Below are 26461 nucleotides of genomic sequence, written 5' to 3' on the forward strand. Positions count from 1 at the left end.
GGCCCAACCGAATCTTATATTAGCTATTGCGCATTCTCGTTGCTTGTTTGCCGGTTTGGTCCGATGATCGCCCTGCGGCGTGACCGCATGCAGGTTCGACGCCGCTGATCAACGGAGGAGAACATGGCGAAATTTCTCTATGTGTATCACGGCTCGGGCAAGATGCCGACCGATGAGGCCGAACGGAAGGCAGCGATGGATGCCTGGAACGGCTGGTACGGCAAGCTTGGCTCGGCCGTAGTCGACGGCGGCAATCCGGTCGGCATGTCGAAGACCGTCCTGCCCGGCGGCAAGGTCGAGAACAATGGCGGCAGCAATCCGACCGCCGGTTACACAATCATCGAAGCGAAAGACATCGACGATGCCGTCGCCAAGGCCAAGGATTGTCCTATCCTGACGGACCCGGGTTTCAGCGTCGAGATCGCGCCGATCATCGAGATGATGTGACGCTCAGGACCGCGCCGCGATCGCCGCAGCGGCGCCGGCCATGGTGCCGGCGCTGACGCGGTTGGCGATCTTCATTGCCCGCTTGCTCTTCAGCAGTTTTCGCGCCTGCGCTGCCGCAAGCACCCAGGCGAGATCGATGGCGACCAGAACCACGGCCATGGTCAGCGTCAGCTCGATCCAGCCGACGACCGTCACCGAAGCGAGGTCGATGATGGTCGGCAGCAGCGCCAGGTAGAACATCATGATCTTGGGATTGCCGAGCGTCATCGCCATGCCGGCAAAGAACAGTTTAACGGCCGACTCTTCGCGCGGCATCTCACCCTCGCGCGCCTCGACCGGGGCCGTCCACATCTTCCAGGCGAGGTAGGCGAGATAAGCGACGCCGACCCATTTCAGTACGACGAAGGCGAGATGGAAGGTCTGCGCCACCACCGCCAGCCCGAACACCGCCAGTGACAGCCAGATGCCCTCGCCGATCCACATGGCGAGCAGGAACGGGAACACATCGCGAAAGCCCTTTGCGATGACCCGCGCCACCAGAGCGGCAATCGAGGGGCCGGGCGAGCCGGCGGCGACGAAAAGGGCGGCGGCGAAGATCAGAAGCGAGGTGAAGTGCATGACCGGGATCTTTGCTTGGGACGTTGATCGCTCGATTGTAGCGCAAGCGTCCCACCGGCGGTAGCACCGATCAAGGAAGAGGCTTGCCGGCTCGACACCTCGCGGTTAGAATTTCCGCCCCGACACAATTTCGAGCTTCACTTTGCCTACGTAACCGCCGGTCTCGTCAACTCCCCCGACACAATGCATGGCGCCGCTTTTCGCGACGCCTGTTTCATATCATGTGTTCCTCAGGGTGGCGGTTCGAGACCGGTTTGGCACTGCTGAACCGCTGTCGCGCGCAGTCACCCGCGACACCTGATTTCCGACCACCGCAGCCTCTCGCCACGCCGTGCCCGCATGGGCATCTCGACATCGCCGATCTGACGAACTTCCCGACGGGAAGGCCTTTTCGCATGTCTTCGATACTGCGTATGCGCTGGACGATCGCACCCAAAACCCCACCTCGACCTCACAACAACTGCAATCGCTGCGGCGGCCTGAAGGCGTACCACAGCAGCGGGAAATTCCGCGTCAACGCCAACGGCAAACGCATCGACGCGTGGCTGATCTACCGCTGCATCGGGTGCGACAATTCCTGGAATTTCGGCATTCTGGAGCGGTGCAATCGCCGCGAGATCGAGCCGGCGCTGCTGCAGGCGCTCGAAAACAACGACCCGGCCCTGGCGCGGCGCCATGCCTTCGATGTTGTCGCACTGCGAAGCAGGATCGGACGCGTCGAGGAATTTCCCGAAACCGCCGTCCACAAGGAGATGCTCGGCGACAGGCCGGAAAACATCACCGCTCTCGAGCTCCAGCTCGGGCTCGAGGTGCCGACAGCGTTGCGGCTCGACCGGTTGCTCGCCAGCCAACTCGGCATCTCGCGATCGCGGCTTCAGGCCTGGGAAGAGAAGCGATCACTGGTCGTTGGTCAGGACGGCGCCAAGGTACTGCGCAAGCCGGCTCGAACGGGAACGGTGATCCGCGTCGATCTGGCCGGCGAATCCGACCGGGACGCCATTATCTCGGCTGCCGGCGGGTAAACTAAAAGGGAGGGAGCACGCGCGTGCTCCCTCCCTCATAATCGCTGAGAAAAAGTGGCTTACGCCGCGCCGACCACTTTCGCCGACTTCTCAAAACGCTTGCGCTCGTTCGGGTCGAGGTAGAGCTTGCGCAGGCGTATGGTTTTCGGCGTCACCTCGACCAGCTCGTCGTCCTGGATCCAGGCCAGCGCGCGTTCCAGTGTCATGCGGATCGGCGGCGTCAGCTTTACTGCCTCATCCTTGCCGGCGGCGCGGATGTTGGTCAGCTTCTTGCCCTTCAGCACGTTCACTTCGAGGTCGTTGTCGCGGGAATGGATGCCGATGATCATGCCCTGATAGACCTTGACGCCCGGATCGATGACCATCGGACCGCGGTCTTCCAGGTTCCACATGGCATAGGCCACCGATTCACCCTGTTCGTTGGAGATCAGCACGCCATTGGTGCGGCCCGGCAGCTCGCCCTTGTAGGGTTCGTAGGCATGGAACAGCCGGTTCATGACAGCGGTGCCGCGCGTGTCGGTCAACAGTTCCGACTGGTAGCCGATCAGGCCGCGCGTCGGCGCGTGGAAGACGATGCGCTGGCGGTTGCCGCCTGACGGGCGCAATTCGACCATTTCGGCCTTGCGCTCAGACATCTTCTGCACGACGACGCCGGCATGCTCCTCGTCGACGTCGATAACGACTTCCTCGACCGGCTCCAGCAATTCGCCGTTGTCGCCCTGCTGCATGACGACCCGCGGACGCGACACGGCGATCTCAAAACCTTCGCGTCGCATCGTCTCGATCAGAACGGCAAGCTGCAATTCGCCGCGGCCGGAGACGAAGAACGAGTCCTTGTCCGGCGATTCCTCAATCTTCAGCGCGACATTGCCTTCGGCCTCGCGCAGCAGGCGGTCGCGAATGACGCGGCTGGTCACCTTGTCGCCCTCGGTGCCGGCCAGCGGGCTATCGTTGACGAGGAACGACATCGTCACAGTCGGCGGATCGATCGGCTGCGCATGCAGCGGTTCGGTCACCGACGGGTCGCAGAACGTGTCGGCGACGGTGCCCTTCGACAGGCCGGCAATGGCGACGATGTCGCCCGCCTGCGCTTCGTCGATCGGCTGGCGCTCGAGCCCGCGGAAGGCCAGGATCTTCGAGATGCGGCCGGTTTCGACCTGGGTGCCATCATGATGCAGCACCTTGACCGCCTGGTTGGATTTCAGCGTGCCGGATTCGATGCGGCCGGTGATGATGCGGCCAAGGAACGGATTGGCTTCCAGAATGGTGCCGATCATCCGGAACGGGCCGGGATGGACGGTCGGCGCCGGCACATGCTTGATAACAAGGTCGAACAGCGGCGCCAGACCCTGATCCTTCGGACCTTCGGGGTTTTCCGAGACCCAGCCGTCGCGGCCCGAGCCGTAAAGGATCGGGAAGTCGAGCTGGTCGTCGGTCGCATCGAGCGCTGCAAACAGGTCGAACACTTCGTTGACAACCTCGACGTGGCGGGCGTCCGGCCGGTCGATCTTGTTGATGACGACGATCGGCTTCAATCCGACCTTGAGCGCCTTGCCGACAACGAATTTGGTCTGCGGCATCGGCCCTTCGGCGGCATCGACCAGCACGATGGCCGAATCCACCATCGACAGGATGCGCTCGACTTCACCGCCGAAATCGGCGTGGCCGGGGGTGTCGACGATGTTGATGCGGGTGTCCTTCCAGTCGACCGAGGTCGCCTTGGCCAGGATGGTAATGCCGCGTTCCTTTTCGAGGTCGTTCGAATCCATGGCGCGTTCGGCAACGCGCTGGTTGTCGCGGAACGAGCCGGACTGTTTCAGGAGCTGGTCGACGAGGGTGGTTTTTCCATGGTCGACGTGCGCGATGATCGCGATATTACGAATTTTCATGTTGTGGTCTCGGGAGCGTTGCAGGCAGCAGGCCAAATGGCGCTGCCTCTTTCGGTTGGGCGGCTCATACAGGGTTTTTCGCAATTGCGAAAGAGGAGGCGTGCCACCAAATACATGGTCACCAAATCTTAAGCGTCTTGGTGTGAAATGGAATTATTAACCAAAGCGGAACCTTTCACGGTCGGGACAGTTCAAATTTCATGAGCAATACGGGCATCAGATACCGGCCAATCGCATGGGCCGCCCTCGCCGTCCTCCTTGCGGCAGGCGCGGCACAATCGGCCGCGTCGTTGAAGGACACACGGCCTGCCCTGCCGTCCGACGCCCGAACGGCGGAGCAGTTGTTTGCCGATGCTCCCGATGGCGTCGACCCGGTGGTGACCGGGCCGGTTAGCGCCGCCTTCAAGCAGAGGCAGGAGGCTGCCAACTGCGACATCGCTGTTTGGCCCGAAATTCCGACCGTTTGCTATCCAGATTAGGACTGCTTTCGGCACATTGTGGAAAAGATCGGATCGGCCCTTCCTGAAATCTTGCCCGCGCCGGCGCGGCCCCTCATCCGCCTGCCGGCACCTTCTCCCCGTAAACGGGGAGAAGCCCGCTGCGCGAAATGTCGGCTCTCCTTCTGCAACGTTCGCGATTAGCGAAATCTTCGATGCGGGCCACTTTCTCCCCGTTTACGGCGTTTACGGGGAGAGATGCCCGGCAGGGCAATGAGGGGCAGCACGACGTCACCCAGGCTTGATACAAGGTGACCCAGTCCCCTCACGCCGACTGCACCGGATCGAGCGTGACCTTGTAAAGTTCATTGTCGTCGCGATCCATCAGCCGCACCGTCATCTGTTCAGTGGCGCCGTCGATGTCGACGAGGCCGAAGAACTGCAGGCCGGCCGAGGGTGGCAGGTTCTGCCCCTGCTCGGCGGTTGGCGCCTTGATGAATTTCAGCTCCGGGCCGAAGGTCATGTCGAAATCATTGGGTCCATACGTGCCGGCATGGAGCGGACCCGAGACGAATTCCCAGAACGGATTGAAGTCCTGAAACTGCGCCTTGTCAGGATTGTAGTAGTGCGCCGCCGTGTAGTGCACGTCAGCGGTCAGCCAGACGGTGTTGGTGATACCGGCGTTCTTTATGTAGCGAAGGAGGTCGGCAATTTCCAATTCGCGGCCTTTGGCCGGACCATTGTCGCCATTGCTGATGGCCTCGGCGCCGGCCTTCTTGGTGGCGTCGTTCCAGACGACGAGACCGAGCGGCATGTCGGCGGCGATGATTTTCCAGGTCGCGTTGGAGGTTGCCAGTTCGCGCTTCAGCCACTTCGTCTGCTGTTCGCCGAGAATGCGCGATTGCGGCGTCACCGTATCCTGCATGCCGGGGCCGTTGGCGCCGCGATAGGAACGCATGTCGAGGAAGAACACGTCGAGCAGCGGCCCGTAGGCGATCTTGCGATAGACGCGGCCCGGTTCCGACGGCTCGTAGCGGATCGTCGTCATCTCGTGGAAGGCGCGTGCCGCGCGTGCCGCCAGCACATGGATGTTTTTTTCCGAGTAGCGGTCGTCGGCGCTCAGGTCCTTCGAATCCGACCAGTTGTTCACCACCTCGTGGTCGTCCCACTGGTAGAAGGTCGGGCAGATGGCGTTGAGCCCCAGCACATGCCCATCCATCAAATTGTATTTCCACTGGCCGCGGTACTCGTCCAGCGTCTCGGCAACCTTGCGCTTTTCGTCGATGAGGACGTTGTTCTTCCACTTGCTGCCACCGGGGAGGTCGACCTCGTCCTTCATCGGGCCGTCGGCATAGATGGTGTCGCCGGAATGCAGGAAGAAGTCGGGCGTATGCTTGCCGATCGTGGCATAGGTCTTCATGCCGGTGTCGTCGATGCCCCAGCCCTGGCCGGCGGTATCGCCCGACCAGGCGAACCGGATATCACGCTTCGAGGCCGGCGCCGTGCGGAAGCGGCCGACGATCGGCTCGGAGACGGCGTTGATGTCGGCGAGATCGGCCGCGATCATGCGGTAGAAGATGTCCTGGTCGGAGGCGAGGTCGGTGAGCAGCCGCTTTACCGTGTAATCGCTGGCCGGCGACGTATCGAGCGGCGCAAGGCGCAAGGCGTTGGCGAAATTTTCCGTCGACGACACTTCGAACATGACACGCGAAGGGCGGTCGGTGCGGGTCCACACCACGCCGCTGATTGCATCGACATCGCCCGACTGGATGCCATGGGTGAAGGCGGGCCGCTGATTGGCGCGCGAATAATAGGGAACCGCGAGGCCCGATACGCCGACGAGGCCGGCGGCGCTCACGGACGTGACGAAGGCGCGCCGGGTCATCGAAATCTTGTTCATGGCTGTCTCCTGGATGGCGTTGAACGGCGCCGCCAAGGTCCAGCCTCAATGTTTCAGGCACATCTCGAAACCATGAAGGTTTCGTTACAATCGACAGGAGGGAAGGCTGGGTCGCGCAGACGGCGAAGCTGCCGATCTCCCCCCTCGTGGGGGAGATGGCCGGCAGGCCAGAGGGGGGCGCTGTCCCGCCGACGTACAACAATCAGATAGAAATCAGATAGAGTCGCAAACGCTTTACAGAGTACGACGCAGAATCCAGAGGGTAGCGATCCTTCGCGCCCCCCTCTGCCCTGCCGGGCATCTCCCCCACAAGGGGGGAGATTGGCAGTTTGGCCGACGGCGCCTCTCCTGTGACGAGGGCGCCTACGCCGGTTGACCTTCCGGCGCGAAGGCCGGACGGCTGGTGTTGATCAACAGCGAGATGCAGGCTGCGGCTATTGCGGTCATGCCGGCGATGAGGAAGGCAAGCTCGTAATTGCCCTGCAATTCACGCATGGTGCCGCCGAAGAAAGCGGCCGCCGCCGCACCCACCTGATGGCCGGCGACGATCCAGCCGAAGACGATCGGCCCGCTGCGATCGCCGAACGCCTCGTTCGACAGCCTGAGCGTCGGCGGCACGGTGGCGATCCAGTCCAATCCGTAGAGCACGGCGAAGATGATCAGGCTGGTCGACGAGAAGCCGGAATAAGGCAGGTAGATCAGCGACAGGCCGCGGATGCCATAATAGACGCCGAGCAGCTTGCGCGGATCGAAACGGTCGGTGAGCCAGCCTGACAGCGTGGTGCCGATCAGGTCGAAGATGCCCATCAGCGACAGCAGGCCGGCGGCTTGCACTTGGCCGATGCCCATGTCGCCGCAAAATGCGATCAGGTGCGTGCCGACCAGTCCGTTGGTGGTGAAGCCGCAGATGAAGAAGGTGGCGAACAGGTACCAGAACACGCGCGTGCCGGCGGCACGGCGCAGCGTGCTGAGCGTGTGCGTGAGGAAATTGCCCTGCGAGGCCGGCGGAACCGGCGGCACGTCATCGGCGTCCGCACCATAGCGTACCATGCCGATCGAAGCCGGACGTTCCGGCACCAGCAGCCAGACCAGCGGCACCAGGCAGGCGGTGGCGACCGCAATGGCGATGGCGACAGGCTTCCAGCCGCCCAACTGGGCGAACGCGGCGAGCAGCGGCAGGAACACCAGCAGGCCGGTGGCGGCGGAGGCCGACATCAGTCCCATCACCAGGCCGCGATTGGTCTTGAACCAGCGGTTGACGATGGTGGCGCCGAGCACGGTGGCGACCGCGCCCGAACCGACGCCGGAAAATACGCCCCAGGTGAGAAGCAGGTGCCACGGCTCGGTCATCAACAGGCTGAGCGCCGTCGAACCCGACATCACCACCAGCGATGCCAGCAGCGTGCGGCGCAGCCCGATCCGCTCCATCAGTGCCGCGGCAAACGGTCCGGTCAGGCCGTAGAGGAAGATGCCGATTGCCGCGGCGAGCGAGACGACATCGCGCCGCCAGCCAAAACTCTCCTCCAGCGGCAGCATCATGACGGCCGGCGCCGACCGCAGGCCCGCCGCGATCAGTAGGCAGAGGAAAATGACGGCGACCACGACAAAAGCGTAGCGCTGGCCAAACGGGCGGGATTGGACTATCATGTTACTGACCAGTACGTTGCTATTGCACCGAGGTATACGTACCGATCGGTAACATTGTCAAGCAGGCAACACCGTGTCGAGAATCAAAAGCATTGAACCAGCGATCAAAGCGGATGAAGTAGCCCCGCCCCGCGCCGGCGAAAAAATCCTTCGCGTTGCCCGCGACCTGTTCTACCGGCAAGGCATCAGGGCGATCGGCGTCGACGAGATCGTGCGGCGCGCCGGCGTCACCAAGCCCAGCCTCTATCGCAGCTTTCCCTCCAAGGACGAATTGGCCGCCTCCTATCTGCGGCAGTACGACCTGGAGTTCTGGGATCGCTTCGACGCGGCGGTGGCTGCCCATCCCGGCGATCCGCGCGCGCAGATCGCCGCCTTCCTGACCCGCATCGGCAAGCGCACGCAAAAGCCAGACTATCGCGGCTGCGGCATGACCAATGCGGCCGTCGAATATCCCGAGCACGGCCATCCGGCCCGCCTGGTGAGCGAGGCCAACAAGCAGGAATTGCGACGGCGCCTGCGCGCCATGGCGGCGGCAATGGGTGCCGGCGACGCCGATACGCTGGGCGACGGGCTGCTGCTTCTGATCGAGGGCGCCTATATCAGCGGCCAGCTGTTCGGTGCCGGCGGACCGGCGAAGTCTGTAGCCCGCAACGCCGACCTGCTGATCGAAGCGAGCTTGAAGAAATAGCGTTTGACGATACCGTGCGGCAGCCCCGAAACGGAGTTGCTCGCGATGCGTCGCTTTTTGATGATCCCGCTTGCCCTTGCCGGCCTCTGCCAGGCTGCCCAGGCCGGCGATATTTCCAGCGCCTACACCGATCTCGACTGGAAGAAGGACTGCGTGACCTACGCGCAGGCGGAGGAAGGCGAAGGCGACTGGACCAGTCTCGCCTGTTCGGGCTATCGCGGCTACTCGGTGCTGATCGCCTACGACGATGCCCGGGAATCGCTGTTCTATGGTTTTCCGCCCAGCGACATGACCGCGGTCTGGGAAAGTTTTGTCGGGCTCAATTCGGCTGGATCAAAACTCGAATGGCGCATCGAGACGAACGGCGACGCAGCCATTCCTTTCGCGGTCATCCACCGTCGCTCGATCAGCAATCCTGAGGGAGAGAACAAACCCACCGACGTGCTGGTCGTCGCCAAGGTCGCCCAGCCGGAGACCTATGAGGGCTGCACCGTCGGCCTGGTGCTGGCCACCGGCAACCCCAGCGCCAACGACCAGGCCCGCAAGCTCGCCGACGAGAAGGCGCGGACCTTTGCCTGCGGCAAGGACAAGCGCGTGGTTATCGGCGACGCACCCGATTTCGGCCGCGTCGATAACTGACTTCGTCATCCTGGGGCGGAGCAAGGAGCGCAGCGACGCAGCGCAGACCCCTGGATCCATGCCGTGACGTCAAAGCGCCGCAACGGTGCAGAATTCTGGTCCCTGCATTCTTCGGCTGATGTCACGATCGGGTAGGAGGGAGCCTTGCGGCATCCCCCCTCCCACACCACCGTGCGTACGGTTCCGTACACGGCGGTTCATGAAGCGTGGTTTAGGCGTCGAAGCTCGTTTTGAAGCGAGATCAGCCCTAGCTTGCTGAAGAAGGCATTGCGGAAGGCATCGCTCATATGACTGGCCCCGGCATTCCACCACGGGCCGCGGCCGTTTGAGGCCCCGTCACGCGCACGCTGCTCCGTCAATCCTCGCTGCATCAGCCGCATGAACCGGGTGCGTGGCCGTTTCCATTGCCGCCATAGGATGCAGCGCAACCTGCGCCGTACCCAGCGATCCAGTTCCTCGAGAACCCCTTGCCGTCGGTCAGCCGAAAGTAGGCGATCCAGCCGCGCAGTATCGGGGCGAGGTCCTTGATGGTGGCAGCAAGGGCGCGACCGCGCCCGGCACGGAAGAAAGCCCTCAGCTTGTGCCGCAGCCGCGCCACGCTTTTGTGCTCGATCCAGAGACGCGGCACTTTGTGGGCGGACATGGTATAGCCAAGGAACGTTCGGTTCCACGGTCGGTCCACAGCGCTTTTGTCGCCGTTGACCTTGAGCTTCAGCCGCGCGGCCAGGAACCGGGTGAGCGAGGCCATGATGCGCTCGCCGGCACGCTGCGACCGTACATAGACGTTGCAGTCGTCGGCGTAACGGCAGAAGGCATGACCACGCCGTTCCAGTTCCTTGTCGAGATCGTCGAGCAGGATGTTCGACAGCAGCGGCGAGAGCGGCCCGCCTTGCGGCGTCCCTTCGCTACGCGCCGTCTCGACCCCGCCCGTCATCAACCCTGCCTGCAGGTAGCGGCGGATCAACCGCAGCACCCGCTTGTCTTCGACCTTGCGCGCCACGCGTGCCATCAGCACGTCGTGGTTCACCCGGTCGAAGAACTTCTCCAGATCAAGATCGACCACGAAGCGGCGACCTCCGGCCACGTGCGACCGGGCGGCCAGAACCGCATCATGAGCGCTCCGCCCCGGCCGGAAGCCGTAGGAGGAGTCGGAGAAGTCCGGATCGAAGATCGGCATCAGCACCTGATGCATCGCCTGCTGAATGAGCCGGTCCAGGACGGTCGGGATGCCCAGTTGGCGCATTCCCTTGCCGCCGGGCTTGGGGATTTTCACCCCACGCACCGGCGCCGGTCTGTAACGACCCGCCAGCAGCTCTTCTCTGATGCGCGGCCAGTGCTCCGTGAGGTGGGGCTTCAGCTGTTCCACCGTCATCTCGTCGATGCCCGGTGCGCCCTTTTTCCTCACCACCCGGTGGTACGCCGCCATCATGTTCTCGCGGCTGAGGATCATCTCCATCAGTCGCTCGTCTGCCTCCGGTCGAGAGGGTGACGGTCCTGCCGTGGGGCTCGATGCAACCGATGCCTGCTTTCGCGGCTTCCGGCCGCTGCTCCAGGTTTCGGCATGGGGATTTTCGGCCCCGTTTTCTGCATCTTGTCCAACCATCGAAAGACCGTTCTCCGTCCGGCACTTCATGTTCAGCCCTTCGCCGTTTGGTCCGGCTACTACGGCCTCTGCTGACTCCTGCCGACCCATCCCGGCGCCTCTCGGCGGCGGTAGCACACCTGTTTCCAGGGGCAGGCCGGCAGGCCTCCCAGGGTAAGACGCGTGACCTTCGTGCCATGTGCCTGTCGCATCTACGGCCGCACCCTCCGGGGTGATATCGGGCTTCGGGTCCATTCGCCCCCTCGCCCGGATGCAGACGCCTCATATGCGCTTGCTGTTCGTCAGGCCGGCACTTTGCTTGCAGCTTCCTTCAGACCCCGCCTCGCGACGACGCCCTTGCTGTTCGGCTAGCGGTTCCCATCACCCGGGCCCGCAGAGGACTTGCACCTCCAAGTCACCTCGACCGCCACCACAGCGGCCGAAACAGCGCCATTCACGGCGCTACGCGCCATGCCTGGCGCACGAATGGATCCCAGGGTCTGCGCTCCGCTTCGCGTCGCTCCGCCCAGGGATGACGAAGCTGAGGGGCTTCGGCCAACCTCAATCGTTGCGACAACCCATTCGGTCAACTTCAGGCGTTCGGCTACTTGCTTTTCTTCGCCCGTTCGATCGCCTCGATGATCATCTTCTTGGCGTAGGCGGCATCGTGCCAGCCTTCGATCTTGACCCATTTGCCGGGTTCGAGATCCTTGTAGTGCTCGAAGAAGTGCTGCACCTGCTGGCGGGTGATGTCGGGCAGGTGCGTGTATTCGGTGACATTCTCGTAGCGCAGCGTCAGCTTGGGCGAAGGCACCGCGATGATCTTTTCGTCCAGACCGGAGTTGTCCTCCATCACCAGCACGCCGATCGGCCGCACATTGATGACGCAGCCCGGCACCAGCGCGCGCGTGTTGCAGACCAGCACGTCGATCGGGTCGCCGTCACCCGACAGCGTGTGCGGCACGAAGCCGTAATTGCCGGGATAGCGCATCGAGGTGTGCAGGAAGCGGTCGACGAACAGCGTGCCGGCCTCCTTGTCCATCTCGTACTTGATCGGCTCGCCGCCGATCGGCACTTCGATGATGACGTTGACGTCCTCCGGCGGGTTCTTTCCGATGGCGATGGCTTCGATACGCATGGCTTTTGTCCCTCTTTCGATTGGAGACCGATAGCGGGCAGCGGCGCATGGTGCAATGCGGCGAATGGTACTGAAAGCAGCTGAGGGTGTTAGCGAAAGGCGTGTCGAGCCGTCATTCCCAGACGAAGGCGACCTTCTTCAGAGCCTTCTGCTCGAAGATCTCGACGCCCTCGGCGACGTCGCGGCCGCCGGCGCCGGCATAGAAGGTGAGCGCGCTCTGGTTGTCCTCCAACGCCCACACCACCATGCCTTTCAGGCCGTGGTCTGCCAGTCGCGCCCGTGCGGCCGAGAATAGCCGGCTGCCGAGCCCGATGCCCTGATATTCCGGGCGCACGTAAAGTTCGTAGATCTCGCCCTGCTGCTTGAGCTCGCGGGCGCGGTTCTTGCCGATCGTGGCGTAGCCGGCGACCTTGCCGCCGATCTCGACGACCAGGACGGTGGCGGCACGACGGATGGCGTTCGCCCACCAGTCGGCGCCGCGGCGGTTGATCATCGATGTCAGCGTGCGATGCGGGATGATGCCGGAGTAGGCGCCGCGCCAGGCCAGCAGGTGCACGTCGGCGATGGCGCTTGCGTCGCGCGGCTCGGCTTTCCTGATGTCGATGCTCAGCGTCTTCATGATTGGTTAACCATAAACCCGCATCGCCCGATTGCAAGAGTCCCGTCAGCGGCTCGCAAGCTTTCGCACAGCCGATGAACGTGCTTGCGACACGAAAAGAGCCTGTCTGAAAACGCGCTCTGCCGAGGCGAATGGCGCGGTTTTCGAGAACCGAAGCGCAGCGGACATTTAAGTCCGTGAGCATCGGAGGCGCAGAAAATCGCGTCAGGCGTCCGGCAGAGTAGCGTTTGCAGGCAGGCTCTCAGATTTCGACCAGATGATCGTCCAGCTCGTTGCTGTCGCCGGTAGAAACCGGGAAATGCTCGGCCAGTACCGCACCCGTCGCTTCGATCGCCTTGATGAAGCCGTCGGCGAGACGATCGTCGCGGGCATGCGCGGTAAGGTCGCGGACGACGCCGTCCCAGACATGCTGGCCGACACGGCTGTCGATGCCGCTGTCGGCGACCACCTCGGCATAGTGTTCGGCAATGGAGACGAAGACCAGCACGCCGGTGCGCGCCGTGGTGCGGTGGACGTTATGGGCGAGGAACTGCATTATCGCATTCGCGTGCGCGGCCTGGTAGCGCAGCCGCCTCGGCACCAGGTGGATGCGCAAGCCGGGCAGCGCCCACAACAGGACAAGCACCGAGGCCATCGCCAGAAGCTGCGCAATAACGAAATGCGGCACGCGGATCGAAAGCCACCACGCTTCCAGCCCGTAACTGACGGCGAGGCTGACAACGAGCATGGCCAGCGTCGCCATGAAGGCGGCCGGAAAGAAATAGCCGTCGCTGGCATAGGCGACCACGCAGTAGATTTCGCCATCGGTCTTTGATTCGGCGGCGCGGATCGCCTTGGCGATACGGTCATGGTCCTCGGGGCTGATCGGTCGTGTTGCCATGTTGTGTCTCACCAGCTTCCTGAGGAACCGCCACCACCGGACGAGCCGCCGCCGCCCGAAAAGCCGCCGCCACCACCGCCCGACGACCAGCCGCCGGCGGAACGGCCCGATGACCAGCCGCTGCCGGTGCCGGTTGTCCAGACGCCGCCCGAGGCCGCGGAACCCGACCTTTGGCCATAGCGACCCGATCCTTGGCCATAGCGGAATGTCATGCCCAGCCATTTATACACGCCCGGCGACAGCTTCGTGCCGAAGATCGGCGGCAGGAACGCCATCGCCAGGCCGCCTAAAAACAGCGTCGCCCACACGATGATGAACAGCGCGACGATGGGATCGACGGCATTGCTTTCGGCCGGGTTGCGCTCGCCGCGCGCTTCCAGTTCTTCCGGATTGCCTTGCAGCACCATGATCAGGTCGTCGACGGCCTTGGCCATGCCGCCGGAGAAATCGCCGGCGCGGAAGGCCGGCACCATGTCGTTTTCGATGATCAGCTTGGTGTGCAGGTCGGTCAGCGTGCCTTCCAGTCCGTAGCCGACCTCGATACGCATCTTGCGGTCGTTGTTGGCGACCAGCAAAAGCACGCCATTGTCCTCGCCGGCCTGGCCGAGATTCCAGGCGCGGAACAGACGATTGGCGTAGGGCTCGATCTCCTCGCCGTCGAGGCTATTGATTGTCGCGACGACGATCTGGTCCGAGCTCTTGGCTTCGAAATCGGCGAGCTTCCGGATCAGCGCCGCCTCGGTCGCGGCATCGATGATACCGGCATTGTCGACGACCCGCCCGGTCAGAACAGGCAATTCGGCGGCAAGTGCGGTGAAGCCGACCAGCAGCAGCACCGCCGTGGCCGCCAAGGCAGCGCCGATCGTCGCGGCGAAACGGCCGGAAGCTGGTGAGCGGATGGCGCCTCTTGTCATGCCGTCACCAGCTTCCCGATGAGCCGCCGCCGCCGGACGAGCCACCGCCGCCGGAAAAGCCGCCACCGCCTGAGGACCAGCCTCCCCCGCCGGAACTTCCCGACCAGCCGCTGGAAGATCGCCGGCCTGGCTCGAAAGTCATGCCCAGCCAGCGATAGCGGCCGGGACCGAGTTTCCGGCCGAAGATCGGCGGCAGGATGGAGGCGGCGATGCTGCCGAAGAAGATGATCGCCCAGATGCTTATGAAGATCGCAAAGAACAGATCGTCGGTGTTGAATGGCGCCTGCTGGTTGCGGGTCCCGCGCGCTTCCAGCTCTTCCGGATTGCCTTCCAGCACCATGACCATGTCGTCGACGGCCTTGGCTATGCCGCCGGAGAAATCGCCGGCGCGGAAGGCTGGCACCATGTCGTTTTCGATGATCAGCTTGGTGTGCAGGTCGGTCAGCGTGCCTTCCAGTCCGTAGCCGACCTCGATACGCATCTTGCGGTCGTTGTTGGCGACCAGCAAAAGCACGCCATTGTCCTCGCCGGCCTGGCCGAGATTCCAGGCGCGGAACAGACGATTGGCGTAGGGCTCGATCTCCTCGCCGTCGAGGCTATTGATTGTCGCGACGACGATCTGGTCCGAGCTCTTGGCTTCGAAATCGGCGAGCTTCCGGATCAGCGCCGCCTCGGTCGCGGCATCGATGATACCGGCATTGTCGACGACCCGCCCGGTCAGAACAGGCAATTCGGCGGCAACGGCGGTGATGGGGAGGAAGAGAAGGCTTAAAAGGAAGCCAAAAAATATCAGGCTGGTGTTTCTTCCCACCCCCCTCTGTCCTGCCGGACATCTCCCCCACGAGGGGGGAGATCGGCTGTCGCGTTGGCTTTCGCCAATTTTGAATGCTGCAGGAGCGGACGGAACGCAGAAGCTGCAAATCTCCCCCCTTGCGGGGGAGATGTCCGGCAGGACAGAGGGGGGTGGGACGGAGTACAAGGCCAATGGAAACTGCGCTCGCTAAGCGCCGATCACCCGCCCTGCTGCGTGCCGAAATCGACCTTCGGCGTCTGCATCTTGTCTTCCTCGATGGTGAAATTGGCGAACGGCTGATTGTCGCGGAACCACAGGGTCGCCCAAATCACCGACGGGAAGGTCCTCAGCGTCAGATTGTACTCCTGCACCGCCTGGATATAGTCGCGGCGGGCGACCGCGATGCGGTTTTCGGTGCCTTCGAGCTGCGCCTGCAGTGCCAGGAAATTCTGGTTGGCCTTGAGGTCGGGATAATTCTCCACCACCGCCAGCAACCGCGACAGCGCGCTGGTCAGGCCGGCTTGACTGTCCTGGAATCTCTTGACGGCTTCCGGATCGCTCAGCGTTTCCGGCGTCACCGTCACCTGCGTCGCCTTGGCGCGCGCCTCGACCACGGCATCGAGCGTCTCCTTCTCGTGCGCGGCATAGCCCTTGACCGTCTCGACCAGGTTGGGAATGAGGTCGGCGCGGCGCTGGTACTGGTTCAGCACCTGGCTCCATGCGGCCTTGGCGTTTTCCTCCGCCGTCGGGATGGTGTTGTAGCCGCAGCCGGCCAGCAGCGGCAGCACGATCGCCATCATCAGCAAGGCAGGCAGATTGCGGAAGACGAAAGGGGAGGAAAGGGCAAGCATGGAAAGATCCCTCGATAAGACTGACAGGCGAAGCATTACCACAATCCGTGCGCGAGGACATGACCTCCGGGGGACCTTACTGGTGCTTTATCATTCACTGTCAGGCCCTGTAATTGGCCGGGCGAACAGGTTAAAGTCGCCGCGAAAACAGGGCATCGCCATGGCGGAACGCCAGGACAGCGACGACGAATCGCGCCGCATCATCGAGCGCGTGGCACGCGAAACCGACCCGGCCTCGTTCATTGCGCGGACCGCGAAGGGCGCGCGCGATCACGTCACAGCTGCAGACGCCAACCAGTCGGACCCGATCGAATATTGGGGCACGCGCATTGGCCGGGCGCTGGGGTTCGTTATCGCCATTGGCCTGTTGATCTGGCTCGTGGTTTTCATCAGCCAAAGTTAGGAACCTCGTGAGCACCGAAGAACACGACGCGCCGCGCGCGGTCATCGTCATTTCCAGCCATGTCGCGCGCGGCTCGGTCGGCAACCGCGCCGCGGTCTTTGCGCTGGAGACGCTGGGCTTTCCGGTGTGGGCGGTGCCGACCGTCATCCTGCCCTGGCATCCGGGCCATGGACGGGCGACGCGCATCGTGCCGCCGCTCGATCAATTCAAGGCGCTGATGGCTGATCTCGAGCGCGCGCCATGGCTGGGCGAGGTCGGCGCGGTGCTGTCCGGCTATCTCGGCGAAGGCGGCCAGGCCGACGCCGTCGCCTCGCTGGTCGGCGCGGTCAAGGCGAAGACGCCGGACGCCGTCTATATCTGCGACCCGGTGATGGGCGATTCGGGCGGGCTCTTTGTGCCGGAGACGACCGCCATTGCCATGCGCGACCGGCTGATGCCGATCGCCGACATCGCCACGCCCAACCGCTACGAGCTGGAATGGATGGCGGAAGCGCCGCTGCCCGACCTGAAAGCGGTGATGGCGGCCGCCCTTCATGCCGGGCCGTCGACCATGCTGGTCACTTCCGCGCCGGCGATGATGGCCGGCGGCACCGGCAATCTGCTGCTCAACGGCAATCAGGCGCTGCTCGCCGAACATCGCCTCATCGACAATCCGCCTAATGGCCTCGGCGACCTGACGGCGGCCGTCTATCTGGCGCGCATCCTGTCCGGCCAGCCGCCGATCAAGGCACTGCAGTCGACCACGGCGGCGGTCTACGAGATACTGGCGCGCACTGCCAAGCGCGGCGGCGACGAATTGCAGCTCGAAACCGACGCGCAGAGCCTGTCGCACCCGATGGCGATGGTGCAGCTTCGCCATCTCCTGCATCCGGGGCGGGACAAAAGAGCGTGACTTTCGTCGGTGTCGACGGCTGCAAGGCCGGCTGGATCGCCGTTCGCCGCGATCCGGGCGCAGCCCCCTCGGTAGCCGTTTTTCCCAGCTTCGCGGCACTGCTCGACGGATTGCCGGCCGATGCGACGGTCGCCGTCGACATGCCGATCGGCCTGCCCGACCTTTCGCAAAAGGGCGGCCGCGGGCCCGAAGCGCTGGTGCGGCGGCTGCTTGGCAAAAGGCAATCCAGTGTCTTCGCCATCCCCTCGCGTGCGGCGCTTTACGCGCATACGGATGGCTTCACCACGATCGAGGCCTGGTATGCCGCGCATCGCCAGGCAAGCGAAGTGGCCAAGGCGACCTCCGATCCGCCGCGCGGCGTCTCGATCCAGGCTTTTGGCATCTTTGCCAAGATCCGCGAGGTCGATGCGGTGCTGATCGCGCGTCCCGAACTGCGCAGCCGCGTCTTCGAATCGCATCCGGAAGTCGCCTTCTGCCGCCTGAACGGCGATCAGGCAATGCGCCTGCCGAAGAAGATCAAGGGCGCCGTCAACCCGGCCGGCATGGCGGAACGCAAGGCGCTGCTTTGCCGGCACGGCTATATCAGTGGCTTTCTCGACCGGACGCCGCCGCGAGGCGCTGCTGCCGACGACTTTCTCGACGCCGCAGCGATGATGCTGATCGCCGGCCGCATCGCCAGCGGCGAGGCAAGGCCGTTTCCGGATCCGCCGCTCGCCGACCGATTTGGCATCTCTGTCGCGATCTGGGCATGAATTTCTTGGTCCCGTCTATCGGCGAGACAATCGCATTGGGCGAAGGCCCCTCATCCGGCCCTTTCGGGCCACCTTCTCCCCGCTGGGGAGAAGAGGCTGGCACCGGCGCCTGCGACCTCTTCTTCCCTTGGGGAGAAGGTGGCCGTAGCGAAGCGGAGGCCGGATGAGGGGGCCTTCCAGCATGGCAATTGCAGCCATCTGCGATTCGGCATTGCTCGCGACCGGCTTTTGCCGTTAGAGCCTTCCTGACTTGAAAGAGCTGCCGTCTAACCCCGAAAGGCTCCAGACGCCGCCGATGCCTCACCTCCCTGACCATCTGCTCACCGGCTACCGCAATTTCATGAACGGCCGCTATCTCGCCGAAAGCGGACGCTATCGCTCGCTCGCTCGCGAGGGCCAGGCCCCCGAAACGATGATCATTGCTTGCTGCGACTCGCGCGCGGCTCCCGAGGCGATCTTTGACGCTCGCCCCGGCGAACTCTTCGTGCTGCGCAATGTCGGCAATCTGGTACCGCCCTATGCGCCCGACGACCAGTTCCACTCGACCTCGGCGGCGCTCGAGTTCGCCGTGCAGAGCCTCAAGGTGAAGAACATCGTGGTGATGGGCCATGGCCGCTGTGGCGGCATCCGCGCGGCACTCGACAGTACGGCAGCGCCCCTTTCACCCGGCGACTTCATCGGCAAATGGATGAGCCTGATTGCGCCGGCGGCCGAGACCGTGTCGTCAAGCACCTTCATGACGGCGACCGAGCGGCAGACCGCGCTCGAGCGCATTTCGATCCGCTATTCGATTGCCAATCTCAGGACCTTTCCCTGCGTCTCGATCCTGGAAGGCAAGGGACGGCTGTCGCTGCACGGCGCCTGGTTCGACATCTCGACCGGCGAGCTCTGGGTGATGAACAAGGACACCGGTGACTTCGAGCGGCCGGAGATGACGTAGGAGGCTTGCATGGTATGCCGTTCGATCGCCTTGGCCGCAGCGGCGCTGCTGATTTCACTCATGTCCGCCCACGCCGATGACGGCGCGCTCATCGACCGCTGGTACGCGGCGCTGCTGGTCGCCGATCGCACGGAATTGTCGGATCTGCTTGCCGACGACGTCCGGATAAAACTCGACGATCTCGGCGTCGTCCAGACCAAGCAGGAATTCATCGCCTCGATCGACGACTGGGAAGGCGCTGTCGCCGGGGCTGAAATCCGGCATCGGATCGAGAAGACCGAGGGTGGCGTCACCACGGTCATCGCCTGCTATGATTTCCCCAACAACGACATGCTGATGCAGGAAACCTTCGCGATCAGCGACAACCGCATCACCGCCAGTTCGCAGGCGGCGATCGCGGAAAACTGTGACGGCTACTGACCGGCCGCGATATTGCGTGCGGCAAGCCAGCGCCTTACATCGGTGGTGGTCCCGACCTGCCTCTACAGCCACTCAGCGAAAGCCCCTCACTTACGAAAGCCCCTCACTTAACGGAAGATTGTCCATGCCGTCCACGAATACCGTCGACCTCGCCGCCCATCCGCTGACCGCATGGCAAGGGCCGCTCGGCCTGCCCGATTTCACCCGCATCGGCGACGGCGATTTTTCTCCGGTGTTCGATGCGGCGTTAAAGGCGCATGAGGCCGAGATCGAGGCGATAGCGGGCAATGCCGAGACGCCGACCGTCGAGAATACGCTTGCAGCACTAGAGCTTGGCGGCGAGGCGCTCGACCATGTCTCGTCGATCTTCTGGTGCCGGGCCGGCGCCCACACCAACGAGGCGATCCAGGCGCTGGAGCGCGACATCTCGCCAAAGATGTCGCGGCATTTCTCGGCGATCTCGATGAACGAGAGGCTGTTTGCCCGCATCGACGATCTCTACCAGCGCCGCGAGGCCCTGAAGCTCGATGCAGAAACGCTGCGGGTGCTGGAAAAGACCTGGAAAAATTTCGTCCGCTCCGGCGCCAAGCTCGACGCCGAGGGCAAGAAGCGGCTGGCGACGATCAATGAGGAGCTGTCGTCGCTCGGCACGATTTTCGGCCAGAACCTGCTTGCCGACGAGCGCGACTGGGCGCTGTTTCTTGATCAGGCCGACCTTGCCGGCCTGCCGGAATTCCTGAAAAGCGCGATGGCGGAGGCCGCCGAGATGCGTGGCCAGAAGGGCCGCTATGCCGTCACCCTGTCGCGTTCGATCTACGAGCCGTTCTCGACCTTCTCCGAGCGCCGTAACCTGCGCGAGATTGCCTTCCGCGCCTTCACCATGCGCGGCCAGAACGGCGGCGCCACCGACAACACCGCCGTGGTGCGCGATATGCTGCGTCTCCGCGCCGAAAAGGCGAAGCTGCTCGGCTACGCTTCCTACGCCGCCCTGAAGCTCGACGACACCATGGCAAAGACGCCGGAGGCGGTGCATACGCTGCTCGACCCGGTCTGGGAAAAGGCGTTGGAAAAGGCCGCAAGCGACCAGATCGAATTGCAGCGGCTGGCGGCCGAGGCCGGCAGCAACGAAGAATTCGCCGCCTGGGACTGGCGCTTCTATCAGGAGAAGCTGCGCGCCGAGAAATTCGCCTTCGACGAGGCCGAGCTGAAGCCCTATCTGCAGCTCGACCGCATCATCGACGCCTGTTTCGAAGTGGCGACACGATTGTTCGGCATCACCTTCGAGGAGAAGAAAGGCATCGCCGCCTGGCATCCGGACGCACGCGTTTTCGTCGTCAGAAATGCCGACGGCAGCGAGCGCGGTCTATTCCTGGCTGACTATTTCGCGCGGCCCTCAAAGCGCTCCGGCGCCTGGATGAGCGCGCTGAAGTCCGGCTACAAGCTTGGCGATGGCTCGAAGCCGGTCATCTACAACATCATGAATTTCGCCAAGCCGCCGGAGGGCGAGGCAGCACTTTTGTCGGTCGATGAGGCCAAAACCCTGTTCCACGAATTCGGTCATGCGCTGCATGGCATGCTGACCGAAGTCACCTGGCCATCGGTCGCGGGCACCTCGGTCAGCCGCGATTTCGTCGAACTGCCCTCGCAGCTCTACGAGCACTGGCTAACGGTGCCGGCGGTGCTGGAAAAGCATGCGCTGCACGTGACGACCGGCAAGCCGATGCCGAAGGCGCTGGTCGACAAGATGCTGGCGGCGCGCACCTTCGGCGCCGGCTTCGCCACGGTCGAATTCACCGCCTCAGCACTGGTCGACATGGCCTACCACGCGCGGTCGGATGCGCCGGAGGAGCCGCTTCGTTTCGAAGCCGAAACGCTTGAGAAGCTCAACATGCCCGACACCATCGCCATGCGCCATCGCACCCCGCATTTCGGTCACATCTTTGCCGGCGACGGCTATTCGGCCGGCTACTATTCCTACATGTGGTCGGAGGTGCTCGACGCCGACGCCTTCGCCGCCTTCGAGGAGATGGGCGACCCGTTCAATCCGGCGCTGGCCGAGCGGCTCAGGAAGAACATCTACGCCGCCGGCGGCTCCAAGGACCCGGAAGAGCTCTACACCGCCTTCCGCGGCAAGATGCCGTCGCCCGAAGCGATGATGATCAAGCGCGGGCTGGTGTAAACGCCGAAGCTGCCAATCTCCCCCTTGCGGGCCACAAGGGGGAGGGAACGCTGCCGCGCGCCCTTACTTCCCCTTTGGCGCCGAAAGGCAGGCAATTTGCCGAGGTCAGCGCCAGCGGAAGTCTCCCTCCCCCTTGTGGGGAGGGGTTAGGGGTGGGGGTACATCGTAGAGCGAAAGCCTCGGCTTTCCACCTGCGATAGCCCTGCCCTTGTGGGGGAGATGCCAAGTATTGGCAAAGAGGGCAGGACTGAGACGGTTCAAGCGCTGCTAAGCGCCTCGATGGCTTTCGCCAGCGCAGCCGGATCGCCGAGGATGCGCAGCGTCTTCAGCCGGGCCGTGCCGCCGGCGACGACCGAGACGGCCGATCGCGACACTCCCAGCGCCTTGGCGACCAGCCGTACGAGCGCTTGGTTGGCGGCGCCGTTTTCCGGCACGGCGCGGACGCGCGCCTTCAGGTGGCTTCGCCCGTCTCCCGAGGTCTCGATGCCTTCGAGCCTGTCCATCGCCGCTTTCGGCGTCAGCCGGACGAACAGGTCGACACCGTCATTACGCAAGCGAAACGAGGTGCTCATAAACGCTTGGTCAGACCAGCGGCAACACCGTGGTGAGCAGGAACTGCCTGAGGAAGAACAGGATCAGAAGCAGGATGATCGGCGAAATATCGATGCCGCCGAGATCGGGCAGGAAGCGGCGGATCGGCCGCAACGCCGGCTCGGTCAGCCGGAACAGCATGTTGCTGACGCTATCGACGAACTGGTTGCGCGAGTTGACGACGTTGAAGGCGTAGAGCCATGAGAAAATCGCCGAAGCGATGATGATCCACCAATAAATGTCAAGCGCCAGGACAATGGTCTGAATGAGGGCTATCATGCCGGTCTCCGATTGGTTGCCGACATGTAGCCATTACGGGCGAAAGCGGCAAGAGCTTCCGCGGCCACGCCAGGCCGGTGGCTGGCCGCGCGGCTTTTGGGCAAAACGCAGTCTTGACAGGAAACCGCCGCGCCCGATAAATGCGGCCATCCGCTGGACGGGGCTGTAGCTCAGCTGGGAGAGCGCGTCGTTCGCAATGACGAGGTCAGGAGTTCGATCCTCCTCAGCTCCACCAGCGGAAATTTACCCCAGTAAAATCAAGAAGATAGCTGTACCGGCGCACCCCGAAGGCGCTCTGGCGGAAGGCCGCTTTGAGCTTGGGGCTTAAACCTGCCCATCAAGCCATTCTCGCAGATCGCGGTCCTCGTGATCTTCAGCGATAGATGGTCTCGTCCTAACGTACCAGATCACGGCAAATCCACCGGCCGCCCACGCGCCAGCAAACACGTCTACGATGATGTCCGTCACTTCAAAACCCCTAAGCCCAACCCACATTTAGCTCGACCGAAATCGCTCCACAACAGCAAAATCAGGTCGTTGCCGGAGTGGGCTGGCGCCCCGCCTGGGGGAGTCATGCTGTTGTCAGATGCCCAATCAGCCGCATCTTTGCAGCGGTCCAACGCCAATCTGCATTTTCTCAATGGCATGGTCGGCGCCTCGCAGGCCTCGCTCGGCCGCATCGACAATGGCCTCGACATCGCTTCGAGCGCATGGTTGATCTGCTGGCTTCCATATCTGAAAAAATGAAACGTTGTTCCGGGAGGAGGAATGGAACTTCGGCTAGACAACAAGGTGGTGCTGGTCACCGGTGCGACGCAAGGCATTGGCCGGGCGATCGCCGAGACGCTCGCGCGTTCTGGTGCCGGCGGTCTGCTGGTCACCGGCCGCGAGCCCGTGCGCGGCAACGAAGTGGCGACGTCGCTCTCCCAGGCCGGCACGCCAACCGCGTTCGTCGCCGCCGATCTGGCGGATACCACGGCGCCGGCGCGGCTGGTGGACGAATGCGTCAGTCGTTTCGGCCGTATCGACGCGCTGGTCAACGCCGCCGGCCTGACCAACCGCGCCTCGTTTCTCGATGCCGACCTCGACGATTGGGCGGCGCTGTTCGCCGTCAATGCGCGGGCGCCGTTCTTCCTGATGCAGGCAGCCATCACGCAGATGCGCAAGCAAGGTCAAGGCGGCGCCATCGTCAACATCCTGTCGATCAACGCGCATTGCGGCTCGCCGGAACTCGCCGTCTATTCGGCCACCAAGGGCGCGTTAGCCACACTCACCCGCAATGCCGCCAATGCGCACCGATTCGACCGCATCCGCGTTAACGGCATCAATGTCGGCTGGACCGACACGCCGGCCGAACGCATCATGCAAGCCGAGACGCTGGGGCATGGCCCGGGCTGGATCGACGCCGCCAACGCGTCGCAGCCTTTCGGGCGCCTGCTGGCAGCCGACGAGGTGGCCAACCTCACTGTCTTCCTGCTCGCCGACGCCTCCGGGCCGATGACCGGCGCGCTGATCGACCAGGAGCAATGGGTCGTCGGGGCGAACCGGTGACGGCTTCCGCATCGCCCGAACCGCTGGGCCCGGCACTGCTTAGCCGGCTTCCTCCTTCCGTCCAAAAGCCGTCCTACGACCGGACAGCGCTGGCCCCGGGCATCGCCCATATCGGCGTCGGCGCCTTCCACCGCTGCTTTGCCGGGTGGCGCGGGAATGGCGGACTGGATCGCCGCTAACGATGATTTCCGCACGGCTGTCACGGCCAGTCACGACGGCTTGCTCTGCGACGATCCGATGGCGTTCGTCGGACAGGTTTGCGCATTGCCGGCGGCCACACGGTTGAAGCGGCCCGCACAATCGGCATAGTAGATCGGTCGTGGATCACGACCAGGGGAGGGCAATATGAAGCTCGGACTGCTCACCGCACCGTTTGCCGACACCTCGCTCGGCGAGGTCGCCGACTGGGCAAGTTCTGCCGGCTTCGAGGCGCTGGAGATCGCCTGCTGGCCGAAATCCTCAGGCGCTGCCCGGCGCTATGCCGGCACCAGCCATATCGACGCCGCCTCGACCTCGGCCACGCAGGCGAAGGAAATCGCCGCCGCACTGGCGGAAGAGAACCTGTCGATCTCCGGCCTCGGCTTTTATCCCAATCCGCTGCATCCCGATGCCGCCCGCCGCAAGGCCGTCATCGATCATTTGAAGAAGGTGATCGTGCTGGCGAGCCATATGGGCGTGCCGGTGGTCAACACCTTCTGCGGCGGCGACGCTTCAAAAACCATCGACGCCAACTGGCAAGAGGCACTCAAGGTCTGGCCCGCTATCATCGCCCATGCGCGCGACAACGGCGTCAAGCTGGCCTTTGAGAACTGCCCGATGATCTTCAGCTATGACGAATGGCCGGGCGGCCACAACATCGCCTATTCGCCCCATATCTGGCGCCGCATTCTCGAGGCGTGGGGCGGCGACGTCGGCATGAATTTCGACCCGTCGCATCTGGTCTGGCAGATGATCGACCAGGCCCGCTTCATCAGGGAATTCGGCCCGTACATGCTGCATGTTCATGCCAAGGACCTGATGATCGATCATGATGGACTTTACGAGCGCGGTATTCTCTCGGCCGGCATGGGCTGGCAGGTGCCGCGCATGCCGGGGCTTGGCGATGTCGACTGGAATGTGATCTTCTCCGGCCTCTACCGGGCCGGCTACGACGGGCCCATCATCATCGAGCACGAGGACCGGGGGTTTGAGGGGAGCGATGAAAAGGTCAAGCGCGGCTTTCTGCTGGCCCGCGACGTGCTGCGCCCCTTCGTGAAATGAGCCCCTTTTCGAACTGAACTGAGATCAATGTGGAGGAAGACTGAAATGAAAAAATATCTGGCAATGGTCCCGCTGCTTGCCGGCGCGGCATTTCTGGCTTCGGTGGGCGTCTCGTCCGCTGAAGCCAAATACACGATCGGCGTCTCCAACACGGTGCAGGGCAACGGCTGGCGCGAGGAGATGATCTGCGCCATCAAGGCGCAGGCGCTCGCCTCCGGCGAGGTGACCAAGCTCAACATTGCCCATCGCAACACCGACGCCGCCGGCCAGCTCGAGGACATCCGCAACCTGATCAGCGCCAAGGTCAACGCCATCGTCGTCAACCCGGCCGATCCCGCCGGCATCAAGTCAGCCCTCGAGGAAGCCACCAAGGCCGGCATCGTCGTCGTCGCCGTCGACCAGGCGGTCACCGAGCCCTCGGCCTACATCATCTCCAACAACCAGGAGCAGTACGCCTATCTCGGCGCCAAATGGCTGTTCCAGCAGATCGGCGGCAAGGGCGACGTCGTCTACATGCGCGGCGCGGCCGGCGCCTCGGCCGACAGCGACCGCGACAAGGGTTTCAAGAAGGCGCTTGCCGAATTCCCCGACGTGAAGGTCGTGCACGAGGTTTTCACCGGCTGGCAGCAGGACCAGGGCAAGCAGCAGATCCTCGATTTCATCGCCACCGGATCGCCGTTCAACGGCATCTGGACCTCGGGCATCGACAATGTGATCGTCGACGCGCTGGTCGAGTCGCAGACGCCGCTGGTGCCGGTGGTCGGCGCCGACAATGCCGGCTTCGTCGGCCAGCTGAACTCGGTCGAAGGCCTTGTCGGCGCGGCGGTGACCAATCCCGGTTCGATCGGCGGCGCCGGCGTGACGCTGGCTCTGCAGATCCTGAACGGCAAGAAGCCGGCGGAGCAGACCGTGCTGGTCGAACCGCAGCTCTGGGAGAACGCCACCGAAGAGGGCAAGGCCAAGCTGAAGGGCGCGGCCGATCCGTCGCTGAGCCCGGAATGGCCGGTCTCGATCTCCATCCCGGAGTGGACCACCTACACCAAGGACCAGATCATCGCCTGCAAGGGCCCGGGCGAGTAAAGATCGCTTCAGCCGTAGCGCGAGGGACGGCGAACTGCCGTCCTCGCGCT

The 26461-nt window shown here is 63.6% G+C and carries 28 protein-coding genes, 1 tRNA gene and 1 pseudogene; 17 read left to right on the top strand and 13 right to left on the bottom strand.

What is annotated here, in order from left to right; translation table 11 throughout:
• Positions 1-123: 123 nt before the first annotated feature.
• The gene (locus tag AC0L3I_RS01850; protein WP_473486224.1) at positions 124-447 is read left to right on the top strand and encodes a YciI family protein; all 324 of its coding nucleotides are present in this window, start codon (positions 124-126) and stop codon (positions 445-447) included.
• Between the two features lie 3 nt (positions 448-450).
• Here the strand turns inward: AC0L3I_RS01850 and AC0L3I_RS01855 are convergent, their stop codons facing one another.
• Entirely contained in the window at positions 451-1065 is a 615-nt protein-coding gene (locus AC0L3I_RS01855; RefSeq protein ID WP_473525784.1) for a LysE family translocator, read from the bottom strand.
• A gap of 395 nt (positions 1066-1460) precedes the next feature.
• Between AC0L3I_RS01855 and AC0L3I_RS01860 the strand changes: the two genes are divergently transcribed.
• Entirely contained in the window at positions 1461-2087 is a 627-nt protein-coding gene (locus AC0L3I_RS01860; RefSeq protein WP_473525785.1) for a DUF1062 domain-containing protein, read from the top strand.
• A gap of 59 nt (positions 2088-2146) precedes the next feature.
• Here the strand turns inward: AC0L3I_RS01860 and typA are convergent, their stop codons facing one another.
• Positions 2147-3976 (bottom strand): translational GTPase TypA, encoded by a 1830-nt coding sequence (gene typA, locus AC0L3I_RS01865; protein WP_473525786.1) that lies wholly within the window; start codon positions 3974-3976, stop codon positions 2147-2149.
• Between the two features lie 200 nt (positions 3977-4176).
• Here typA and AC0L3I_RS01870 point away from each other — a divergent pair, with 200 nt between their 5' ends.
• The gene (locus tag AC0L3I_RS01870; protein ID WP_473525787.1) at positions 4177-4455 is read left to right on the top strand and encodes a hypothetical protein; all 279 of its coding nucleotides are present in this window, start codon (positions 4177-4179) and stop codon (positions 4453-4455) included.
• 283 nt (positions 4456-4738) lie between these two features.
• Here the strand turns inward: AC0L3I_RS01870 and AC0L3I_RS01875 are convergent, their stop codons facing one another.
• Together AC0L3I_RS01875 and AC0L3I_RS01880 are read right to left on the bottom strand one after the other, a co-directional pair.
• Entirely contained in the window at positions 4739-6313 is a 1575-nt protein-coding gene (locus tag AC0L3I_RS01875) for an alkaline phosphatase D family protein (RefSeq protein WP_473525788.1), read from the bottom strand.
• 363 nt (positions 6314-6676) lie between these two features.
• The gene (locus AC0L3I_RS01880) at positions 6677-7960 is read right to left on the bottom strand and encodes an MFS transporter (protein ID WP_473486220.1); all 1284 of its coding nucleotides are present in this window, start codon (positions 7958-7960) and stop codon (positions 6677-6679) included.
• An 82-nt stretch (positions 7961-8042) separates the two neighbouring features.
• On the opposite strand from AC0L3I_RS01880, the gene AC0L3I_RS01885 reads away from it, so the two are divergent.
• Together AC0L3I_RS01885 and AC0L3I_RS01890 are read left to right on the top strand one after the other, a co-directional pair.
• Positions 8043-8648: a TetR/AcrR family transcriptional regulator gene (locus tag AC0L3I_RS01885; protein ID WP_473486378.1), complete on the top strand. Its 606-nt coding sequence runs from the start codon at positions 8043-8045 to the stop codon at positions 8646-8648.
• Between the two features lie 45 nt (positions 8649-8693).
• Entirely contained in the window at positions 8694-9287 is a 594-nt protein-coding gene (locus tag AC0L3I_RS01890) for a hypothetical protein (RefSeq protein WP_473486219.1), read from the top strand.
• Between the two features lie 197 nt (positions 9288-9484).
• Here AC0L3I_RS01890 and ltrA read toward each other — a convergent pair.
• From ltrA to AC0L3I_RS01925, 7 genes and pseudogenes are all read right to left on the bottom strand, one after another.
• Positions 9485-11124 (bottom strand): annotated as a pseudogene (gene ltrA, locus AC0L3I_RS01895) (group II intron reverse transcriptase/maturase).
• 349 nt (positions 11125-11473) lie between these two features.
• Positions 11474-12007 carry an inorganic diphosphatase gene (ppa, locus tag AC0L3I_RS01900; RefSeq protein WP_473525789.1) on the bottom strand — a complete coding sequence of 178 codons (534 nt, stop codon included), beginning with the start codon at positions 12005-12007 and terminating at the stop codon, positions 11474-11476.
• 112 nt (positions 12008-12119) lie between these two features.
• Positions 12120-12626 (bottom strand): GNAT family N-acetyltransferase, encoded by a 507-nt coding sequence (locus AC0L3I_RS01905; RefSeq protein ID WP_192360455.1) that lies wholly within the window; start codon positions 12624-12626, stop codon positions 12120-12122.
• Between the two features lie 241 nt (positions 12627-12867).
• A complete protein-coding gene (locus AC0L3I_RS01910) occupies positions 12868-13506 on the bottom strand; it encodes a TPM domain-containing protein (RefSeq protein WP_473525790.1) in 639 nt (212 codons plus the stop codon).
• A gap of 8 nt (positions 13507-13514) precedes the next feature.
• Positions 13515-14420, bottom strand: a complete 906-nt coding sequence (locus AC0L3I_RS01915; protein ID WP_473525791.1) for a TPM domain-containing protein — start codon at positions 14418-14420, stop codon at positions 13515-13517.
• Positions 14421-14424: 4 nt separating this feature from the next.
• Complete coding sequence (locus tag AC0L3I_RS01920; protein WP_473525792.1) at positions 14425-15231, bottom strand: TPM domain-containing protein; 807 nt, start codon at positions 15229-15231, stop codon at positions 14425-14427.
• Positions 15232-15431: 200 nt separating this feature from the next.
• Positions 15432-16064, bottom strand: a complete 633-nt coding sequence (locus AC0L3I_RS01925; RefSeq protein WP_473486214.1) for a LemA family protein — start codon at positions 16062-16064, stop codon at positions 15432-15434.
• A gap of 160 nt (positions 16065-16224) precedes the next feature.
• On the opposite strand from AC0L3I_RS01925, the gene AC0L3I_RS01930 reads away from it, so the two are divergent.
• The 6 genes from AC0L3I_RS01930 (at position 16225) to AC0L3I_RS01955 (ending at position 21650) form a co-directional block, all read left to right on the top strand.
• Positions 16225-16467 (top strand): hypothetical protein, encoded by a 243-nt coding sequence (locus AC0L3I_RS01930; RefSeq protein WP_473525793.1) that lies wholly within the window; start codon positions 16225-16227, stop codon positions 16465-16467.
• 7 nt (positions 16468-16474) lie between these two features.
• Positions 16475-17359 (top strand): pyridoxal kinase PdxY, encoded by an 885-nt coding sequence (pdxY, locus tag AC0L3I_RS01935; RefSeq protein ID WP_473486212.1) that lies wholly within the window; start codon positions 16475-16477, stop codon positions 17357-17359.
• Positions 17356-18111: a DUF429 domain-containing protein gene (locus tag AC0L3I_RS01940; RefSeq protein ID WP_473525794.1), complete on the top strand. Its 756-nt coding sequence runs from the start codon at positions 17356-17358 to the stop codon at positions 18109-18111. The genes pdxY and AC0L3I_RS01940 overlap by 4 nt, the downstream gene beginning before the upstream one ends.
• Positions 18112-18406: 295 nt before the next feature.
• The gene (locus AC0L3I_RS01945) at positions 18407-19051 is read left to right on the top strand and encodes a carbonic anhydrase (protein ID WP_473485831.1); all 645 of its coding nucleotides are present in this window, start codon (positions 18407-18409) and stop codon (positions 19049-19051) included.
• 9 nt (positions 19052-19060) lie between these two features.
• The gene (locus tag AC0L3I_RS01950) at positions 19061-19471 is read left to right on the top strand and encodes a nuclear transport factor 2 family protein (protein WP_473485832.1); all 411 of its coding nucleotides are present in this window, start codon (positions 19061-19063) and stop codon (positions 19469-19471) included.
• A 124-nt stretch (positions 19472-19595) separates the two neighbouring features.
• On the top strand, positions 19596-21650 hold the full coding sequence (locus tag AC0L3I_RS01955) for a M3 family metallopeptidase (RefSeq protein WP_473485833.1): 2055 nt from the start codon (positions 19596-19598) through the stop codon (positions 21648-21650).
• A gap of 257 nt (positions 21651-21907) precedes the next feature.
• Here AC0L3I_RS01955 and AC0L3I_RS01960 read toward each other — a convergent pair whose 3' ends face one another.
• Positions 21908-22222: a DUF167 family protein gene (locus tag AC0L3I_RS01960; protein WP_473485834.1), complete on the bottom strand. Its 315-nt coding sequence runs from the start codon at positions 22220-22222 to the stop codon at positions 21908-21910.
• Between the two features lie 10 nt (positions 22223-22232).
• Entirely contained in the window at positions 22233-22520 is a 288-nt protein-coding gene (locus tag AC0L3I_RS01965; protein WP_473485835.1) for a YggT family protein, read from the bottom strand.
• 159 nt (positions 22521-22679) lie between these two features.
• On the opposite strand from AC0L3I_RS01965, the gene AC0L3I_RS01970 reads away from it, so the two are divergent.
• The 6 genes from AC0L3I_RS01970 to AC0L3I_RS01995 all read left to right on the top strand — a co-directional run bounded on the left by AC0L3I_RS01970 (position 22680) and on the right by AC0L3I_RS01995 (position 26411).
• Positions 22680-22755 (top strand) — tRNA-Ala (locus AC0L3I_RS01970).
• Positions 22756-22886: 131 nt separating this feature from the next.
• A complete protein-coding gene (locus tag AC0L3I_RS01975) occupies positions 22887-23267 on the top strand; it encodes a hypothetical protein (protein WP_473525795.1) in 381 nt (126 codons plus the stop codon).
• A gap of 21 nt (positions 23268-23288) precedes the next feature.
• On the top strand, positions 23289-24071 hold the full coding sequence (locus tag AC0L3I_RS01980; protein WP_473485837.1) for an SDR family oxidoreductase: 783 nt from the start codon (positions 23289-23291) through the stop codon (positions 24069-24071).
• Positions 24068-24250, top strand: a complete 183-nt coding sequence (locus AC0L3I_RS01985) for a hypothetical protein (protein ID WP_473485838.1) — start codon at positions 24068-24070, stop codon at positions 24248-24250. The genes AC0L3I_RS01980 and AC0L3I_RS01985 overlap by 4 nt, the downstream gene beginning before the upstream one ends.
• 166 nt (positions 24251-24416) lie before the next feature.
• Positions 24417-25331, top strand: a complete 915-nt coding sequence (locus AC0L3I_RS01990; protein ID WP_473485839.1) for a sugar phosphate isomerase/epimerase family protein — start codon at positions 24417-24419, stop codon at positions 25329-25331.
• A 45-nt stretch (positions 25332-25376) separates the two neighbouring features.
• Entirely contained in the window at positions 25377-26411 is a 1035-nt protein-coding gene (locus AC0L3I_RS01995) for an ABC transporter substrate-binding protein (RefSeq protein ID WP_473485840.1), read from the top strand.
• Positions 26412-26461: the final 50 nt, after the last annotated feature.

The sequence above is a fragment of the Mesorhizobium sp. WSM4840 genome, from assembly GCF_055811755.1.

Coding starts and splice junctions, on each gene's coding strand:
- AC0L3I_RS01850 (WP_473486224.1), top strand. CDS start 124: ATGGCGAAATTTCTCTATGTGTATCACGGCTCGGGCAAGATGCCGACC.
- AC0L3I_RS01855 (WP_473525784.1), bottom strand. CDS start 1,065: ATGCACTTCACCTCGCTTCTGATCTTCGCCGCCGCCCTTTTCGTCGCC.
- AC0L3I_RS01860 (WP_473525785.1), top strand. CDS start 1,461: ATGTCTTCGATACTGCGTATGCGCTGGACGATCGCACCCAAAACCCCA.
- typA (WP_473525786.1), bottom strand. CDS start 3,976: ATGAAAATTCGTAATATCGCGATCATCGCGCACGTCGACCATGGAAAA.
- AC0L3I_RS01870 (WP_473525787.1), top strand. CDS start 4,177: ATGAGCAATACGGGCATCAGATACCGGCCAATCGCATGGGCCGCCCTC.
- AC0L3I_RS01875 (WP_473525788.1), bottom strand. CDS start 6,313: ATGAACAAGATTTCGATGACCCGGCGCGCCTTCGTCACGTCCGTGAGC.
- AC0L3I_RS01880 (WP_473486220.1), bottom strand. CDS start 7,960: ATGATAGTCCAATCCCGCCCGTTTGGCCAGCGCTACGCTTTTGTCGTG.
- AC0L3I_RS01890 (WP_473486219.1), top strand. CDS start 8,694: ATGCGTCGCTTTTTGATGATCCCGCTTGCCCTTGCCGGCCTCTGCCAG.
- ppa (WP_473525789.1), bottom strand. CDS start 12,007: ATGCGTATCGAAGCCATCGCCATCGGAAAGAACCCGCCGGAGGACGTC.
- AC0L3I_RS01905 (WP_192360455.1), bottom strand. CDS start 12,626: ATGAAGACGCTGAGCATCGACATCAGGAAAGCCGAGCCGCGCGACGCA.
- AC0L3I_RS01910 (WP_473525790.1), bottom strand. CDS start 13,506: ATGGCAACACGACCGATCAGCCCCGAGGACCATGACCGTATCGCCAAG.
- AC0L3I_RS01915 (WP_473525791.1), bottom strand. CDS start 14,420: ATGACAAGAGGCGCCATCCGCTCACCAGCTTCCGGCCGTTTCGCCGCG.
- AC0L3I_RS01925 (WP_473486214.1), bottom strand. CDS start 16,064: ATGCTTGCCCTTTCCTCCCCTTTCGTCTTCCGCAATCTGCCTGCCTTG.
- AC0L3I_RS01930 (WP_473525793.1), top strand. CDS start 16,225: ATGGCGGAACGCCAGGACAGCGACGACGAATCGCGCCGCATCATCGAG.
- AC0L3I_RS01945 (WP_473485831.1), top strand. CDS start 18,407: ATGCCTCACCTCCCTGACCATCTGCTCACCGGCTACCGCAATTTCATG.
- AC0L3I_RS01950 (WP_473485832.1), top strand. CDS start 19,061: ATGGTATGCCGTTCGATCGCCTTGGCCGCAGCGGCGCTGCTGATTTCA.
- AC0L3I_RS01955 (WP_473485833.1), top strand. CDS start 19,596: ATGCCGTCCACGAATACCGTCGACCTCGCCGCCCATCCGCTGACCGCA.
- AC0L3I_RS01960 (WP_473485834.1), bottom strand. CDS start 22,222: ATGAGCACCTCGTTTCGCTTGCGTAATGACGGTGTCGACCTGTTCGTC.
- AC0L3I_RS01965 (WP_473485835.1), bottom strand. CDS start 22,520: ATGATAGCCCTCATTCAGACCATTGTCCTGGCGCTTGACATTTATTGG.
- AC0L3I_RS01980 (WP_473485837.1), top strand. CDS start 23,289: ATGGAACTTCGGCTAGACAACAAGGTGGTGCTGGTCACCGGTGCGACG.
- AC0L3I_RS01990 (WP_473485839.1), top strand. CDS start 24,417: ATGAAGCTCGGACTGCTCACCGCACCGTTTGCCGACACCTCGCTCGGC.
- AC0L3I_RS01995 (WP_473485840.1), top strand. CDS start 25,377: ATGAAAAAATATCTGGCAATGGTCCCGCTGCTTGCCGGCGCGGCATTT.